Origin of the sequence: Paenibacillus sp. 1A_MP2, assembly GCF_052244825.1 — a bacterium.
GTDB classification, from domain to species: Bacteria; Bacillota; Bacilli; order Paenibacillales; family Paenibacillaceae; genus Paenibacillus; species Paenibacillus vandeheii.
This window is the reverse complement of sequence record NZ_JBQQCS010000001.1, coordinates 5025450-5041200: the sequence shown is the minus strand read 5'-3', so window position 1 is coordinate 5041200 and position 15751 is coordinate 5025450. Positions and strand designations below refer to the sequence as shown.

The window sequence follows — 15751 nt, the reverse complement described above, 5'->3', positions numbered from 1 at the left end:
AGAGGAGCTGCCTATGTATCCCCCAAGATCAAAACGAAGTGTACAGAAGAAAAAAGTAAAACGTGCCCGCAAACGGTTGGTCTGGATCATTAATCTGGTATTGATCGTGGCCATTGGACTCGTCTGCCTCTATTACGCAGTAGGCATGAAGGAACAGCAAGTTGACCCGAAAGGGAAAGAAACGGTTGTGAATCAGGAGCCTGTGAATGAAGAGGATGCTAAGGGCGGTGATCAGGTAAGTTCACCTGATACGGATTCGCAGGCAGGTAATACTTCGACTGAAGGATCGGATGGTTCTGATGAACAGGTAGCTGAAAATTCCGACGTTAAGTCGGGTGAGGAAAAAACGGATGCTACAGGCTCCGAGGCAAATGGAAAGATGGATACAGGAACGAAAAAACCGATGGATACTCCCGCTTCTTCCGGCTCAAAGGAGAGCGAAGGTACAGGAACTGGGGCGACTCAGCCATCTAATTCGGCGAACGATGTAACCATCAACTTTGTTGGGGACATCCAATTTTCGGGCAAAGTTGCTGAACTGCTGGATAAGAACGGGTATGATTATCCCTTCGCGAAGCTTGGTAACCTGTTCAAGAACGATGATCTGACGATCGGCAACCTTGAAACGCCAGTAACTCTTGGTGGGACTGATGCATTGGATAAAACCTATGTATACAAATCTTCGCCAAAAGCACTTGCAGCGATGGCTTCAGCTGGTTTTGATGCCGTGAATCTGGCCAACAATCATATCCTTGATCAGGGCGTTGAGGGTCTGGTCGATACGCTGGCGTATCTGAAGGAATATGGTATTGCACATGCTGGTGCGGGAATGAACCAGGATGAGGCTTATACACCTGCTTATCTGGAACGCAAGGGCATAAAAATTGCATTTCTGGGTTTTAGCCGGGTAGTACCGAAAGCGAGTTGGAAAGCGGAAGGTAATCGAGCAGGTGTTGCCGAAACCTACGATTCTACAGGTGCAGTCAAGGCGATTCAGGAGGCCCGTCAAAAGGCTGACTTGGTCATCGTTGTTGCACATTGGGGAGAGGAACGGGTCAGCACACCGAATAATGATCAGACTCGACTGGCACATGAATTTGTAGATGCCGGTGCTGATCTGGTTATAGGCGGGCATCCCCATGTGTTGCAAGGGGTGGAGTATTACAAAGGCAAGTGGATTGCATATAGTACAGGCAACTTTATTTTCTCGAAATCAACGACAGAGGAAACGTGGAAAACAGCGATTTTTCAGGCGAACTGCAGTAAGGAAGCTAAATGCAGCATGAAGGTTATTCCTTATGAGGCTGGGCTGGGTCAGGCAATTCCGATGTTGGATGAAGCTAACAAACTGCTGCTGGAGCAGATGACGCAGCTTTCGTCAGGTATTCGTTTTGATGCGAATGGAGTTGCATCACCAAGTTGAAGTCTATTTTTGGAGGAGGGATGGAATGAACAACCTTTGTGTAGCACACCGCGGATTTTCGTTCACTGCACCGGAAAATACGATGGCTGCATTTCTGCTTGCCATGGAACAACCTGAAGTTCAGTGGATGGAGCTGGATGTACAGTTGTCGCGTGATGGTGTTCCGGTCGTTATTCATGACTTTACGTTGAATCGGACGACTAACGGTAAAGGACTCGTTCGAGAGACGGACTGGTCAGATATACAACAGCTGGATGCGGGATCATGGAAAGGAAAAGCCTATAAAGGGGAACGGGTTCCCGCTCTTACTGAAGTGCTGGATCGTTGCTGTGGCAAAGTTCGCTTGAATATCGAACTGAAAACGCAAGGAAACATGTATCCTGGTCTGCCGGCAGCGGTTATTCATGAGGTAAGGAAGAGACATATGCAGCATGACGTGGTCATCACTTCGTTTGAACCTGCGGCTCTGGTTGAGGTTAAGAAACTGGCCCCGGAATTCAAAACAGGGTTGATTATTGATGCACGGCCAGGTGATCTGGCAGCAGTGCTGCGACAAATGAATTGTGGTTTTCTTTCGATCGGGTACACAAATGTAGACAAATCGCTGATGCGGGAAATGCGAAATGAGGGTATTCAGGTGATGGCATGGACGGTGGATGACAAAACAATCATGAAGCGGCTCGCGGCAATTGACTCGGATCTAATGTTATGTACGAACCGACCTGATGTATGGGAACAGGCTTTTCAGGAAACGAGCAGCCGATTCTTCAGACCGTAATAAAAAGATGAACATGCTCCAACTACGCTAATGAATCCGATAAAGGTGGTCGTAAATCCATGTTGACAAACATTCGCAATGTATACTGTGTAGGACGAAATTATAAACTTCATGCAGAAGAATTGGGCAACGCGGTTCCGGATGAACCGATGATCTTTATGAAGCCTTCCCATGCGGTCGTGCCTTTGAATGGTGATACGCTTCAATTGCCTGCTACAAAGGGTGAAGTACATTATGAGGCTGAACTTGTCGTTCATATTGGCCGGGACTTTGAGCCGGGTATGACTGTGGATGAATTGATTGATGCGTATGCGTTTGGCATTGATTTTACGTTACGTGACGTACAGACGGTTATCAAGAAAAAGGGGCATCCGTGGACAGCGGCCAAAGGGTTCAAGAACTCCGCTCCGGTTACAGCATTCCAGGCATTTCCGGGCGCTCAGGCACTTCTTGAGAAAGACTTTACACTTACCAAGAATGGTGCCGAAGTCCAACGGGGCAATATTCGTAACATGATCTTCGGCCTTCAGGATATTGTGGATTATGTAGGCCATCATTACGGCTTGGGGCCTGGAGATGTCATCTTTACAGGCACACCAGAAGGTGTTGGACCAACGGCAGCAGGAGATGTGCTTGAACTGGCCTGGGACGGCGAGTCCTTGGGCAAATGCACGATTTCAGCAGTAATTCAGTAAGCACCGTACATCATAGATTCTGCCTACTTAGAGTGAATATGAAATAGGTGAGGGGCGTCTCGACGCTCCTTTTTTTGTCATGCCCTCATTCTCTGCCTTAGCCTAAGGGGCTTTTCATTTACGCCAAGTTGTAGGCGGTATTGGCACTCTCCGTTACCAACTCTTCCAGTTCACCGCTTTGCACAGCGTGTTGCTCCGAGCTGATACTTCCACTTGCGAGTCGTTGATCTAATTGCTCCTTAAGCTGCCTTATTTGCAATACGATAACCTCATCGAAGTCACCATCATTTTCATCTGCAATCATTCTCAGCGATTTACCTGCGTACAGATCCTGAACCAAATCATCTTCTGACTTTAGATTCAGAGCGCTTAGCAATTCATCTCTGCTCTCGTCTTTGGTATCTATATTAACAATGGACCATTTCGCCAAGGGGATAGGGGATATAGCTGATCTGCCCCAGGCTGTTCCGGCGAAGGACATAGTGACAACCATTGTTCCTACAATCATTACACGCTTCATGTTCATGTGTGTCATCCTCATTTCAATAGTTAAGTACGAGTTGAATCGTAACTGGTCTTGATGTAACGTTCTGATGATAGTGTAACCGGGAAAGCTGAAGTGAAACTTAAAACCAGATAAGTTAATCCAAATGTGATAGATAAGAGGATAGCGAAAAGTGATTTAAATTCACACTTGACAGGTTGGGTTTCATGGGGGTGCGACTGGAAGTAGGATCACGCATATCCGTTTATCGCAGTATCAGTACACCTGGTTTGGTAGCTTTCAAAGTTGCCGAATCAGGTTTTTTGTATGCTGGCATAGGCAGTTTCGGCATTGGCATCAAACCGTGGTATAATTGAATTTCAAAAATATAAAACGTCATGTGGGCCATATATGTTGCCACATGCAGGAGAACTTATGGACTGGATTATTGGCGCCGTATGCGCTTTTGTTGTGGCGGGTGCTGCCTACGCGAAGAAGTCGCTAACCCTGTCCGGCTGCCTGGCGGCTGTGATGATGGGTACGATATATTATGGAGCGGGCAACCTGTTCTGGTTTGGAACACTGCTGTTGTTTTTCATTACCTCAACGCTGTTCTCCAAATTTCGCAAGGATCGCAAACAGGAGCTTGAGAAATCGTATGCCAAGACAGGCAATCGTGACGCGGGGCAAGTCATGGCTAATGGTGGAATCGGTATGTTTCTGGTTCTGGGGAACTGGATCCTTCCACACCCGGCCTGGATGTATGCTTTTATTGGTGTCATGGCTACCGTTACTTCAGATACATGGGCAACCGAGTGGGGAAGTCTTAGCCGTAAGCCGCCACGCTCTGTCGTGACGTGGAAGGTGCTGACCCCAGGTACCTCTGGAGGTGTTTCATTACTTGGCACACTCGCTGCTGCCGTAGGCGGAGCTTTGATCGGCGCGGGGGCGTTCTTCTTTTCCTGGATTGCCGGGATTGAAGGCTTGAGTTTGCTCAGCTGGACGTTTGTCGGCCTTGTAGGTGGATTGGCAGGAGCTTTTGCTGATTCCTATCTGGGCGCAACGGTTCAGTATATGTATCGTTGTACCGTGTGCGGCCGTGAGGTCGAGGTAAATGAACATTGTGGACACAAAACGGTTCGAGCGCGTGGCTGGTCCTGGATGAGTAATGATCTGGTGAACGTGCTCAGCTCGGTGATTGGTGGAGGTTTGGCGATCGGTTTAGGTATCATTTTAGCGTTGTAGGGAGGGAGTGCATTTGAGCACTGTGCAGGGAGACAAATCGGAGGCAATTCTGGATGCAGCTTACGGTATTTTCGGTTCAAAAGGATTCTATGAGACGAAAATGTCCGATATTGCGGACGAAGCGGGCATCGCGAAAGGCACCATTTATTTATATTTTAAAAACAAGGAACAATTATTTATTGCCGTATCCAAGCGGGACTGCAACGGTTTTATCAGCCGCCTTGATCAGGCGTTGAACTCACATCAGGGTACTGGGGATAAGCTTGGTGTGATCGCCAAGACTCATCTTACGTATTATTATGAGCGTCGCAATCATACCAAGCTGTTTTTTATGGCACCCAATAATGATCCCGACCTGATGAAATTCATGAAGGCTTTTATGAATGAATATATGAGCATGGTCCGTGAGGTATTAGAGAATGCTGGCGTACCTGAGCCTGCTCTGCTCGCTGAAGCTTATATCGGGATTCTCGATCGGCTAAAGATGGATATCATGCTTAATCCGGAGTTTAACGAGGAGCATCTGAACAAACGAATTGCCTTTGCAGCAGCTCTGTTTCTGGATGGATGTCGTTCCTTTTTACAAGTATAAAGAGAGTGTACGGGATGGCTATTAGATATTGATTATTAATTTACAGAGAAGTAGGTAACGTGCAATGAACATAATGACGGTAGAGCAAGTTGCAAAAAGTTATGGCGAGAAAATTTTGTTTAAAGACGCCTCATTTGGTATGGGCGACCAGGACAAGATTGGTGTCGTTGGTGTCAATGGAACCGGGAAGTCCACATTTTTGCGTGTCATTGCAGGCATGGAGCCAGCAGATGAAGGACAGATCTCAATGGGGAACGACGTACGTATACAGTTCCTTGCACAGAATCCACAGTTTAACCCGGATAATACGGTACTGCAACAAGTATTTGAGGGCGACAGCCCGGAGATGAAAACGGTACGTGAATATACGGAAACGATGGAGCTGCTGGAGCTTAACCCTTCTGATCCGGCACTGCAAGAGCGTTTGTTGCGCTTGAACCAGCAGATGGAGCAGCTTCAGGTCTGGCAGATGGAAAGTGAAGCGAAGAGCATTCTGTCCAAACTGGGAATTCGTCAATTCGATGCGCTGATGGGCACATTGTCTGGTGGACAACGCAAACGGGTAGCGCTTGCCTCTGCGCTGATTCATCCCTGTGAATTGCTCATTCTGGATGAGCCTACCAACCATATTGATAATGATTCTGTAGTTTGGCTGGAACAGTATTTGCAAAAACGGCGCGGGGCACTGCTTATGATCACGCATGATCGTTATTTCCTGGATCGTGTAGCGAATGTGATGCTGGAGCTGGATCATGGACGTTTATTCCGGTATGAGGCCAACTATACCCGCTTCCTGGAGCTGAAGGCAGAGCGTGAAGAGCGTGAATCGGCCTCGGAACAGAAGCGGCAAAACCTGCTGCGGACGGAGCTGGCCTGGATTCGTCGTGGCGCGAAGGCCCGGACAACAAAACAAAAAGCGAGAATTGACCGCTTCGAACAGTTGAAGGATCAACAAGGACCTAATCGGTCAGGCTCATTGGAGGTATCCGTGGGTTCCACTCGTTTGGGTAAAAAAATACTGGAGATCGAGCATCTGTCCAAATCGGCAGATGGCCGCAAATTGATTGACGATCTGAGTTATATTGCGGTGCCTGGTGACCGGGTAGGCATCGTGGGCCCGAATGGTAGCGGTAAATCAACCTTGCTGCAAATGATCTCCGGCAAGCTGGAACCTGATGCCGGGGAGGTTGTTGTAGGCCCTACAGTTAATTTGGGCTACTTCACACAGGAGCATCAGGAGATGAATGAATCTCTTCGGGTGATTGAGTACATCAAGGAAGTGGCCGAGAATGTAAAAACGGCTGATGGATCTATCATTACAGCAGCTCAGATGCTGGAACGTTTCCTGTTCACCCCTGCATCACAGTGGACACCTATCTCCCGTTTGTCGGGTGGAGAAAAGCGTCGTCTGTACCTGCTGCGTGTGCTGATGGCTGCACCGAATGTCCTGCTGCTGGATGAGCCGACGAATGACTTGGATATTCAGACACTCGCTGTACTCGAAGATTACCTGGATGATTTCCCGGGGGTTGTATTTGTCGTATCCCATGACCGGTACTTCCTGGATCGGACAGTGGATAAAGTGCTGTCTTTTGAAGGTGGCGGTGTTGTACGCGTGCATGTTGGGGACTACAGTGAGTATGCGGAATGGATGCTGAAAAATGCTCCTGCATCTTCTCAGGCAAGTACGACGGGAACAGCAGCTAAAGTAAAACCGGCAACGGAGGAAAGTAATTCTGCTGCCTCGGCGGTTAAACCTAGGCTGAAGTTCAGCTTCAAGGAACAGCGTGAATATGACCAGATCGATGAGAATATTGAGAAAGCTGAAGCTAATCTCGCCCGTATTAATAAAGAGATGGAAGAATCATTCAGCGATTCAGCCCGGCTGCAGGAGTTGATGGCAGAGCAGGCTGAGGCGGAGCGTCATCTGGATGAACTGATGGAACGATGGACGGTCCTGAATGAGCTTGCAGAACAGATTGAAAACAGCAAATCTTAAGCATATTCCAGAGTTATATTTTAATGAATCGTCCTCTCTTCAAAAAAGTGACTTGCAGTCGCCTTTTGAAGGGAGGGCGATTTTTTTGGGCTGTAAATGAATTTATATGAAACGTTAGCCATATTCAAACCGTTAATTAAATAAAGAATTCCATAGAAGGGGAGAACACCATATCCATGTCTAGAGATCTGAATGAACAATTGGCAGTCCTCAAGGAAAAGGGAAGAATGTATGAGAAATGGAATGATCGGCTGGAGAAGCTGAATCAGGAGGAAGCAGAGTGGAAAACGAAAGTACAGCAGCGTCTGGAACACCTGGAGAAAGAAGAATTAGAGTTAATGGAAAGTAAGGCAGCGTATGATACGGCTTGCCAAATGTTAACGGATATCCAGGAGCAACGCTCGCAGGTGCAGCAGGAGCTGGACAGACAACGGGAATATCAATTTTGGCAGAGTGATTACAAGGTGTTATGGGGCCAGAAGGAAAACGATCTGCTCGAGAAAGATGCAGAATTGCAGCAAATGGCTGAGGATCGGGAACACCTCTCAGGTGAGATTCAGGAGCTGAATGAGGCGGACAGAGAGGGGCAGTATCTGCTCCTTGCACTTGAACGTGCTGAAAAGGCGTTGTCCTCTGCGGGAAATTGGGGAGTATATGACATGATGGGTGGTGGTGTAATCTCCACCCATATCAAGCGCAGTCGAATGGATGATGCCCAGGATGCCATTATGGATGCAGGAAGACGTCTTCGCCGTTTTCAGAAGGAGCTGGAGGATGTGAGGATGGCCGTAAACACGGAATTACATCTTGGAGGCCTGCTTTCATTTGCAGACTATTTCTTCGACAATCTCTTTGTGGACTGGATGGTTCAGGACAAAATCCGCAAAGCTGAAACCCAGGTGAAGGATGGACTACGTGCGGTGCGGAGCACGTTGCTTCTGCTGAAGAGTGAGATTCGGGAGCACAGAGAGAAGCTGGAGGTTCTGGAACGCAGATATCGCGAGCATGTTGAACAAGCGGATTAGACATGCCAAAGAAGAAGGACACGTTCAGCGCGCCTAAACGGCATCGCTTACGTGTCCTTTTACATGATTAAGGTGGGATGGATAGATGATCAAGTTGTCGTGCCCGAGAAGATCGACATCACGACTCTTAGCATTCATTTAAACGATGTCCTGTTTACCACCCGTACATAATTCAATTTACTTGGTCGTAATATATGCGGCGAGCAGTCTCGCTGTATTCAGGACGGCGTCTTTATGCGTACGCTCCATGGAATGGGAAGCATGAACTCCCGGACCAATCAACGCAGCGCGGATGTTATTTCCTCCACGTAATGCCGCGCTGCCATCGGAGCCGTAGTGAGGATAAATATCAACTACATAGTCAAGGTTCGCCTGCTTGGATAATTCGATCAAACGGGTCGTCATATCATAATCATATGGGCCGGACGAATCTTTGGCACAGATGGATACATCCGTCTCCTTACAGCTAAGGTCGTCGCCCATTGCGCCCATATCTACAGCAATCAATTCGCTGATTTCTGCAGGAATATAAGATGCGCCGTGTCCAACTTCTTCATAGTTCGAGATGAGCAGCGAAACGTTATGTAGTGGTTTCCAGTTTTCGCGATGTGCTGATTCCAGGATACCAAACAAGGCAGCTACGCTGGCTTTATCATCAAGGTGACGTGATTTAATATATCCGCTTGGCGTGATGACCGCACGAGCATCGAAGGAAATAAAGTCTCCCACAGAGATACCCAGTGCCAAAACATCTTCCTTGGAGGAGACCACTTCATCAATACGCACTTCCATATGGCTCTCGCTTCGCTCAAACGTACGTGCATCTGGATAGACGTGTACAGAAGGGTGCAGCGAGAGAATGGTACCGTATAGATCTTCCCTTCGCGTGTGTGAATGGTGCAATACTCGTTCTCAATACTGTTCATGGTAAATCCGCCGACGGAGGTGAGCTTTAGTGTACCGTATGAAGTGATGGAACGCACCATCGCTCCCAATGTATCCACATGTGCACTCAGTCCAATCGTTCTGGAAGAATCTTGCCCAGGTAAAGTGAGCACAGCTCCGCCCTTGTTGTTCAATTCAAAAGCGACATTGAGTGATTCGGCTTCCTTGCGGATCATCTCGATAATATCGTGGGTATAGCCGCTCGGGCTTGGAGTATCCAGTAATTTTTTCAGAAAAGACAGAACATAGGATTCGTCAATGGTAAAACTCATATGGGAATTTCCTCCTCGTTAATGAATATGCAGAAAGTTGTTCTTCAAACAGAATACAGCCTGTCTGGCAGAATGTACAATCCCATTCTTGATGGCCAGCAGGCTGCCTCTGATGTGATGTGTTACAGCTTACCCGAAGGATTTCCTTTTCGTTGGCTCTGAATGGAATCGGACTCCGCAGAAGTGTTGTCCGAATCGTTCGTTCCGAAGGTATCCATCGTTTTAAACGAGTCCAGAGAGGAGGAAGAGCTGCTTGCTGCGGAGCTCTCCAATTCGGATACACGTAACTTCAATTGCTTGTTCTCGCGTTGCAGTCGATATTGGCGGAAGATGCCATAAGACCCTACAATGATTCCACCGATTAGGGTACAGCCAAGAATGAGCAGAATCAGTGGGATTTGAACCGTGTTAAATAGCAGGTTGACTTGTACGGAATCCACATTAATGACCGCAAAAATTCCGGTAAGCAGTGCAAAAACGAGACCTGCGATGAGCGCCCATTGCATTTTCATGGTGGTGCCTCCTTGTTGAACAATTCAGGACTATGTACGCAATTACCCTAATTCATGAGTCTTGCATCTTGCTTGATTATAAAATCCCTTGCCCCAATGGGCAAGGGATACAGGTCACATAGACGAGAAAGCAACCTTATTTGGTTAGTTGTTCCATTTGCTCAATCAGTTCCTTAAACACGCTCATAGCTTCACGAATCGGTTCTGGCGTAGACATATCTACTCCAGCTTTTTTCAGGATGTTGATGGAATAGTCACTGCCACCGCTCTTGAGGAATCCAAGATAACGGTCCACAGCAGGTTGACCTTCTTCCAGAATTTGCTTGGAGAAACTGGTCGCTGCTGAGAAGCCGGTCGCATATTTGTACACGTAGAAGCTGTTATAGAAGTGGGGAATACGTGCCCATTCCATTTCAATCTCTTTGTCCACAACCATGCTGTTTCCATGGTATTTGACATTAAGGTCATAATAGATTTCGGAAAGCAGCTGAGGTGTGAGAGCCTCACCCTGTTCAGCACGCTCGTGAATAATTTTTTCGAATTCTGCAAACATGGTTTGACGGAATACAGTGGTACGGAACTGATCTGCATAATACGTCAGCAAGTACAGCTTTTCCTTTGGATCGGTCGATTTATTAAGTAAATAATCCATCAGCAAGGCTTCATTCGTTGTGGATGCAACCTCAGCCAGGAAAATGGTGTATTGTGCATCCCGATACGGAAGCGTAGTATCCGAATAGTGGGAATGCAGAGCGTGACCCATTTCATGTGCCAGTGTAAACATGCTATTCAGATTATCTTTGTGATTCAACAACACGTAAGGGTGAGTGCCGTAGGCTCCCCAACTGTAGGCGCCTGAACGTTTATTCTCATTTTCGTATACATCAATCCAGCGGTCATCATAGCCGGCCTGCAATGCGTCTGCATAATCCTTACCAAGCGGCTTCAAGCCATCTTTAACTGTTTGTTTTGCTTCCTCGTAGGTAATGTCCATTTTGTATTCATCCACCAGTGGAGCGAAAAGGTCATACATATGCAGCTTATCTACGCCGAGCAATTTTTTGCGCAAGTCCATGTAACGGTGTAACAACGGAAGGCTTTCGTGAATCGTATCCACAAGATTGGTATAGACATCCTTCGGAATGTTGTCGCCGTAGAGGGACATATCCATGACGGAAGGATATTTCCGAACATTGGCATAAAACATGTTTTTGGTTACGTTGGCGTTCAGGGCTGCAGCAATCGTGTTCTTTTGCTTGGCATAAGTTTCATACACCGCTTTGAAGGCACGCTCGCGAACTTCCCGATTCGGATTTTCCAAGAACTGAATATAGCTGCCGTGGGTGAGTTCCACTTCTTTTCCATGCTCATCCTTGATTTTCGGGAACTTAAGATCGGCATTGTTTAACATGCTAAAGATGGTCTGTGGTGCCTGGGACAGGTTGCCCACCTGTGCAAGCAGTGCTTCTTCAGCCTGGCTCAGTACATGAGCCTTTTCACGTTTCATCTCTTCCAATGTGAACTTATAGGCAGAGAGTTTCTCGTTGGAGATGAGGGCATCCAATTGATCATCCGGAAGGGACAAGATTTCGGGTGTAACATAAGATAGTGCCTCACCAACCTGCACGCTTAACTTCTGTGCTTTTTGGGAGAGGTTTTGATATGTAGGGTTAGCTGTGTCTTCATCTTGATGCATCCGGGCATATACAAAGAGACGTTCGGTTTTGAGACTGATCTTATCTTCGAGTTCAAAACAGTTTTTGAGTGCCTCAGGTTTGTTCAGTTTGCCCTGAAATTCGGAGGCTTTCTTAGTCAAAGACGATACTTCTTCATATTCCTGATCCCAAGCTTTCTGATCGGCAAATAGATCTTCCAGTTTCCAGGTTTGTTCAGTAGGTACCTCGGAACGTTTCAATAGTTGACTCATGGGAATCCTCCTTTGATGAAGTGATGAATATATAGACGAAGCTGCCTTCGTCCCACTCGCTTGTGCGGAGAGAGACGAAGGAATCAGACTAAGTACCAGCAGAATAAACAGCGATTTGCGGTATTTCAACGGCCTTCCTCCTCACTATACGAATAATCCCGTATAGTATGACCTGAGGGGCATTGAAATATTTGAAGAAGCTAGGCTCCCATGTTGACCAGGAAGTAAACGATCAGGAAAAATGCGAAACAAATCAGCAGGGTAGCAATCAGAGCCATGCCCCGTCTTAGACGATCCGGGATGGAGTTGCGTCCCAGAATCAGCACAATTCCCAGGGAAAAAGCAAGAATAATAAAGATGACAACATTGCTTGAGTCAAGCTGCATAGGCTAGACCCCTTTGAAGGCAGCCATCAATTGACGCCATTCGTCCTCGCGGTTCTCAAAATCTTCTTTCGGGAAGCGGCGTTCAGCCCAGTGCATCAACGCAGGTCGGCTGAGGAATGTATGGCATTCTTCGCCCCACTCTTCCGATATTTCACGTAGCACCAGATATTTGCCTTGAACTTCTACAGTCATCATATTCCACTTGTCTGTTTTGTATATTTCATGTTTTTTTATCATAGGTAGTCTCCAAACTAACGGTTTTGGTAAAATGATACCGTACCCTTGGATTCAAAGCAAATTTTTTCGACTTTTATGGAAAAGATAAATTGCAATGTAGAAGGTCCTACAGTATAATAAGGGTATTCGCCATAGATGGCGATATTTTTAGGAGGTTGTTCATTTGAAAGGTACAGTTAAATGGTTTAACGCAGAAAAAGGCTATGGCTTTATTTCAGTTGAAGGCGGCGAGGACGTATTCGTACATTTCTCCGCAATCCAAGGCGACGGCTTTAAAACATTGGAAGAAGGTCAAGCGGTAGAATTCGAAATCACTGATGGAAACCGTGGTCCTCAAGCAGCTAACGTAAACAAATTGTAAGAATATTTCCGGTTAAACGGATTTCTTATAAATGATTGGCTTCTAGCTGAATATAAGAACCCAAGCACAGTCCCCCCTGGGAGGCTGTGCTTTTTTTGATATGTTGAGTTCCATAAGGGAAATTTTCATTATTGCTTATGCGCGGCTAGTCATGCTTGACCAAAGCTTCATGGAAAATCCAATAAGTGCGGCCAGGGAGAATGCCATCGCCGTGAGATAGAAAGTGTTTCTGCCGGTATGCTCCAGCAGCAATCCACCCAGTGTTCCGCTGAGCAGACCGGAAGCACTGGACCATACAATCGTAAACAAGGCCATGCCAGTCGCCCGATAATCATCCGGAACAAGGCGGGTAATATAACGGACCCCAGTCACGTAAAAGATGCCAAAGGTCACGCTGTGCATCGTTTGGATGGCAACAACTGCCGCTGGTGTATCCGAGATGGACATCAGAAATAAACGAATGGTATACATCAGCGCAGCAATCGTGAGCAAAGGAAGTTCCTTGTAGCGATTTCCGTATCTGCTTAACAGCAGAAACACCGGAATTTCGCTTACGGAAGAGATCAACAGTGACCAGCCGATCAGCCCTTCACTGGCACCTAAATCTTTTAGCGTAATGGTAAGAAAAGCTTCATTCATCCGGTGACCCAGAGCGAGCAGGAAAACGCAGCCGAAAAAGGTGAGAACATCCCTTCGCTTCAAGATGGACCATAGTCCTGAGAGATCCATTTTAGTGCTGCTGCCCGAAGGCTGATCTTTTAATTGAAAACCGATCAGGAGGGTAGTGGCTGCCAGCGCAATACATACCCACATCGTCCATCCCGGCCCGAAAGAGCCGAGAAAGTATCCGATGCTTAACGCAAAGAATGCATATCCGATCGAGCCAAAAACACGAATGGAAGTAAAATTCCGGCCATATTTGCTTGCGGTTGTAATTGCCATCGTATCGGAAAGCGGATATACGGGATAGTAGAAAAAGTAAAACAGGGTCACCAGTACAAATACCTCACCAAAGGTTGTGGCATTGGCGAGCATGATACCTGTGATCAGCTGCCCGGCAAGCAAGATGATCATCACTTTACGTACGGTTTTGTAGCGGTCACTGGCCATGCTCCAGAACATGTTGGAGAATACGGAGACGAGAGGACCAATTCCGTACAGGTAACCAATCTCAGCCCGACTGAACCCCAGATGGCTGAAATAAAGCTGAAAATACGATACCACCAGTACGGTGGAACCGAAGATGGTGAACATGAGTGCCCGCAGCCAGGTTTGATCTGGCCGGGCGGTATGACTTGATTTCATGATGAAAGGCTCCATTCTTGATAACAGTTCAATTTTATTATCCTTTGAGGGAAGAAGATTTCCCGGATGAGGGAACAGACATCGTAGGTTCCTTTTGCGTACGCCGGATGACCAGCCAGACAATGACAAGCTCGGCAAGCAGACCGAGAGATTGAGCCACTGCACCGATCATACCGTTCCACGCCGGGAATATGCTGACCAGAATGAGCAGGACGATAACCGTACATATGGCATTGGCCGTCTGGGAGCGAAACATCGTTTTGGTCTGTCCGCGCAGCAGAATCAAACCATTGCTGAAGTCGAGAAAAGGTGAAATCAGCGGAAAGAGTACAAACGCTCGCAGCGTCCACAAACTTTGCTGTAGCAGATTACCCTGTACGCTCATTACATTTTCCAATACCCACGGTCCAAGTGGGGTGTAGGCGATGGAGACGGTCATCGCAAAAGGAACGAATCCGGTGACGAGTGCGAACTTCTTCACAAGTTTGGCATCAACAAGATAGAAATTCAGCACGATCTGGTGGATGTATGTAAAAAAACTTAGCATCAGCTGCATCAGGCTACTCGCAACGGCAAAGGAAGAAATGGCCAGGGCGATCCCGGTCGTTTTGCCAAGTACGATATTAATGACGGGACCGATAAACAAAGCTACGAAACTGGATAATAACAGCGGCTTGTAGAAGCGAAAGACGTCGCCCTTGTTTTCAACGGGATGATCCTCCAGCTTGGCTGGCATCTTGCGCTTGATGCTGTTTCCTTCGAGAAAACTGACCAAAGCCTCAATCATCATGCCAGCAGCAAAAATGATAGCGCCTACACGACCGCTGTCAATACTGTCTGTATATATGAAATACAAGGACAGGCCGTACATGCCAGCAAGACGGAATAACATGCCGATCGTCAGCCATTTTGTACGGTTATTCGTAATAATGATGCCCTGATAGATGTTACGGATGACCGAAAAGATGCTGACGTACATGAGAATCTCATAAACGTCGATTACTTTGGATAACAGATCCGGGCTTACGCCAAACAGATATTTGAATACACCTGTACCAATGGGCGAATATGCGATGAGGAATCCGATCAGAAGTACACAAGCGAGAAATATTTTGGTCACAAACGTGAGGGCCTGAAAGGAAAGGCGATCCCTTACCAGCGCCGAACAGGTCTGACGCAGCAGGGTTGAGGGGCGCTCGGTGAGGGTCAGCAGGCTACCGGCGATGGCGTAGCTGGCAATGACTGTCTCGGGATGAGCGGAACGTGCGAGTGTGCTGTTAATGATTACGTGAGAAATGGTAACGAGAGACGCGGATATGCCCAGCGGCACAAAAAATGCAAATAACCGTCTCCACGAAAGTGGTTCATTTGACATCATGTCAACGACTCCTTTGATGGATGAAATATGCCTAGTATTCAGATAAGGCTTACAGAAAAGAGATGCCCGCCAGCTATGGAATGCCAGCGGGTCAATAATATTCCGATACTTTAAAAGATTAAAGACATTATAGTCTTGTAGGGATGTGATGTAAATAGATGGGATTCAGTTGTTTGCTTTTAGAACG

The 15751-nt window shown here is 47.1% G+C and carries 15 protein-coding genes and 1 pseudogene; 8 read left to right on the top strand and 8 right to left on the bottom strand.

Translation table 11 applies throughout. The features are described 5' to 3' along the window. The first annotated feature begins 13 nt into the window (after window positions 1-13). The 3 genes from ACTWJ7_RS24505 to ACTWJ7_RS24495 are packed head-to-tail and all read left to right on the top strand — an operon-like array spanning window position 14 to window position 2896. Window positions 14-1423 (top strand): CapA family protein, encoded by a 1410-nt coding sequence (locus ACTWJ7_RS24505; protein ID WP_301879428.1) that lies wholly within the window; start codon window positions 14-16, stop codon window positions 1421-1423. A gap of 25 nt (window positions 1424-1448) precedes the next feature. Next, window positions 1449-2201 carry a glycerophosphodiester phosphodiesterase gene (locus tag ACTWJ7_RS24500; protein WP_301879426.1) on the top strand — a complete coding sequence of 251 codons (753 nt, stop codon included), beginning with the start codon at window positions 1449-1451 and terminating at the stop codon, window positions 2199-2201. A 59-nt stretch (window positions 2202-2260) separates the two neighbouring features. Further along, window positions 2261-2896, top strand: a complete 636-nt coding sequence (locus ACTWJ7_RS24495) for a fumarylacetoacetate hydrolase family protein (protein ID WP_301879424.1) — start codon at window positions 2261-2263, stop codon at window positions 2894-2896. A gap of 118 nt (window positions 2897-3014) precedes the next feature. Here ACTWJ7_RS24495 and ACTWJ7_RS24490 read toward each other — a convergent pair whose 3' ends face one another. Then, complete coding sequence (locus ACTWJ7_RS24490) at window positions 3015-3422, bottom strand: hypothetical protein (protein ID WP_301879423.1); 408 nt, start codon at window positions 3420-3422, stop codon at window positions 3015-3017. Between the two features lie 393 nt (window positions 3423-3815). Between ACTWJ7_RS24490 and ACTWJ7_RS24485 the strand changes: the two genes are divergently transcribed. The 4 genes from ACTWJ7_RS24485 to ACTWJ7_RS24470 all read left to right on the top strand — a co-directional run bounded on the left by ACTWJ7_RS24485 (window position 3816) and on the right by ACTWJ7_RS24470 (window position 8241). Next, window positions 3816-4625, top strand: a complete 810-nt coding sequence (locus ACTWJ7_RS24485; protein WP_301879422.1) for a DUF92 domain-containing protein — start codon at window positions 3816-3818, stop codon at window positions 4623-4625. Between the two features lie 13 nt (window positions 4626-4638). Then, a complete protein-coding gene (locus ACTWJ7_RS24480) occupies window positions 4639-5217 on the top strand; it encodes a TetR/AcrR family transcriptional regulator (RefSeq protein WP_301879420.1) in 579 nt (192 codons plus the stop codon). A 64-nt stretch (window positions 5218-5281) separates the two neighbouring features. Beyond that, the gene (locus ACTWJ7_RS24475) at window positions 5282-7216 is read left to right on the top strand and encodes an ABC-F family ATP-binding cassette domain-containing protein (RefSeq protein ID WP_301879419.1); all 1935 of its coding nucleotides are present in this window, start codon (window positions 5282-5284) and stop codon (window positions 7214-7216) included. 176 nt (window positions 7217-7392) lie between these two features. Beyond that, window positions 7393-8241 (top strand): hypothetical protein, encoded by an 849-nt coding sequence (locus ACTWJ7_RS24470; protein ID WP_301879417.1) that lies wholly within the window; start codon window positions 7393-7395, stop codon window positions 8239-8241. A gap of 177 nt (window positions 8242-8418) precedes the next feature. Here ACTWJ7_RS24470 and ACTWJ7_RS24465 read toward each other — a convergent pair. From ACTWJ7_RS24465 to ACTWJ7_RS24445, 5 genes and pseudogenes are all read right to left on the bottom strand, one after another. Continuing rightward, window positions 8419-9458, bottom strand: a pseudogene (locus ACTWJ7_RS24465) (M42 family metallopeptidase). Between the two features lie 122 nt (window positions 9459-9580). Further along, window positions 9581-9970, bottom strand: a complete 390-nt coding sequence (locus ACTWJ7_RS24460; protein ID WP_301879414.1) for a LapA family protein — start codon at window positions 9968-9970, stop codon at window positions 9581-9583. Between the two features lie 136 nt (window positions 9971-10106). Continuing rightward, on the bottom strand, window positions 10107-11897 hold the full coding sequence (pepF, locus tag ACTWJ7_RS24455) for an oligoendopeptidase F (protein ID WP_301879412.1): 1791 nt from the start codon (window positions 11895-11897) through the stop codon (window positions 10107-10109). Between the two features lie 200 nt (window positions 11898-12097). Further along, window positions 12098-12283 carry a hypothetical protein gene (locus ACTWJ7_RS24450; protein ID WP_024629224.1) on the bottom strand — a complete coding sequence of 62 codons (186 nt, stop codon included), beginning with the start codon at window positions 12281-12283 and terminating at the stop codon, window positions 12098-12100. A 3-nt stretch (window positions 12284-12286) separates the two neighbouring features. Beyond that, the gene (locus ACTWJ7_RS24445) at window positions 12287-12520 is read right to left on the bottom strand and encodes a hypothetical protein (RefSeq protein ID WP_024629225.1); all 234 of its coding nucleotides are present in this window, start codon (window positions 12518-12520) and stop codon (window positions 12287-12289) included. A gap of 163 nt (window positions 12521-12683) precedes the next feature. Here ACTWJ7_RS24445 and ACTWJ7_RS24440 point away from each other — a divergent pair, with 163 nt between their 5' ends. Further along, window positions 12684-12881, top strand: a complete 198-nt coding sequence (locus tag ACTWJ7_RS24440; RefSeq protein WP_017689394.1) for a cold shock domain-containing protein — start codon at window positions 12684-12686, stop codon at window positions 12879-12881. A gap of 135 nt (window positions 12882-13016) precedes the next feature. Here ACTWJ7_RS24440 and ACTWJ7_RS24435 read toward each other — a convergent pair whose 3' ends face one another. Then, the gene (locus ACTWJ7_RS24435) at window positions 13017-14186 is read right to left on the bottom strand and encodes an MFS transporter (RefSeq protein ID WP_301879410.1); all 1170 of its coding nucleotides are present in this window, start codon (window positions 14184-14186) and stop codon (window positions 13017-13019) included. Between the two features lie 37 nt (window positions 14187-14223). Further along, the gene (locus ACTWJ7_RS24430; protein WP_024629227.1) at window positions 14224-15564 is read right to left on the bottom strand and encodes a hypothetical protein; all 1341 of its coding nucleotides are present in this window, start codon (window positions 15562-15564) and stop codon (window positions 14224-14226) included. Window positions 15565-15751 lie beyond the last annotated feature (187 nt).

Excerpts from the sequence above, each read along its gene's own strand:
- ACTWJ7_RS24445 (WP_024629225.1), bottom strand. The coding sequence starts at position 12,520 with ATGATAAAAAAACATGAAATATACAAAACAGACAAGTGGAATATGATG.
- ACTWJ7_RS24490 (WP_301879423.1), bottom strand. The coding sequence starts at position 3,422 with ATGAACATGAAGCGTGTAATGATTGTAGGAACAATGGTTGTCACTATG.
- ACTWJ7_RS24505 (WP_301879428.1), top strand. The coding sequence starts at position 14 with ATGTATCCCCCAAGATCAAAACGAAGTGTACAGAAGAAAAAAGTAAAA.
- ACTWJ7_RS24460 (WP_301879414.1), bottom strand. The coding sequence starts at position 9,970 with ATGAAAATGCAATGGGCGCTCATCGCAGGTCTCGTTTTTGCACTGCTT.
- ACTWJ7_RS24475 (WP_301879419.1), top strand. The coding sequence starts at position 5,282 with ATGAACATAATGACGGTAGAGCAAGTTGCAAAAAGTTATGGCGAGAAA.
- ACTWJ7_RS24495 (WP_301879424.1), top strand. The coding sequence starts at position 2,261 with ATGTTGACAAACATTCGCAATGTATACTGTGTAGGACGAAATTATAAA.
- ACTWJ7_RS24485 (WP_301879422.1), top strand. The coding sequence starts at position 3,816 with ATGGACTGGATTATTGGCGCCGTATGCGCTTTTGTTGTGGCGGGTGCT.
- ACTWJ7_RS24450 (WP_024629224.1), bottom strand. The coding sequence starts at position 12,283 with ATGCAGCTTGACTCAAGCAATGTTGTCATCTTTATTATTCTTGCTTTT.
- ACTWJ7_RS24500 (WP_301879426.1), top strand. The coding sequence starts at position 1,449 with ATGAACAACCTTTGTGTAGCACACCGCGGATTTTCGTTCACTGCACCG.
- pepF (WP_301879412.1), bottom strand. The coding sequence starts at position 11,897 with ATGAGTCAACTATTGAAACGTTCCGAGGTACCTACTGAACAAACCTGG.
- ACTWJ7_RS24470 (WP_301879417.1), top strand. The coding sequence starts at position 7,393 with ATGTCTAGAGATCTGAATGAACAATTGGCAGTCCTCAAGGAAAAGGGA.
- ACTWJ7_RS24435 (WP_301879410.1), bottom strand. The coding sequence starts at position 14,186 with ATGAAATCAAGTCATACCGCCCGGCCAGATCAAACCTGGCTGCGGGCA.
- ACTWJ7_RS24430 (WP_024629227.1), bottom strand. The coding sequence starts at position 15,564 with ATGATGTCAAATGAACCACTTTCGTGGAGACGGTTATTTGCATTTTTT.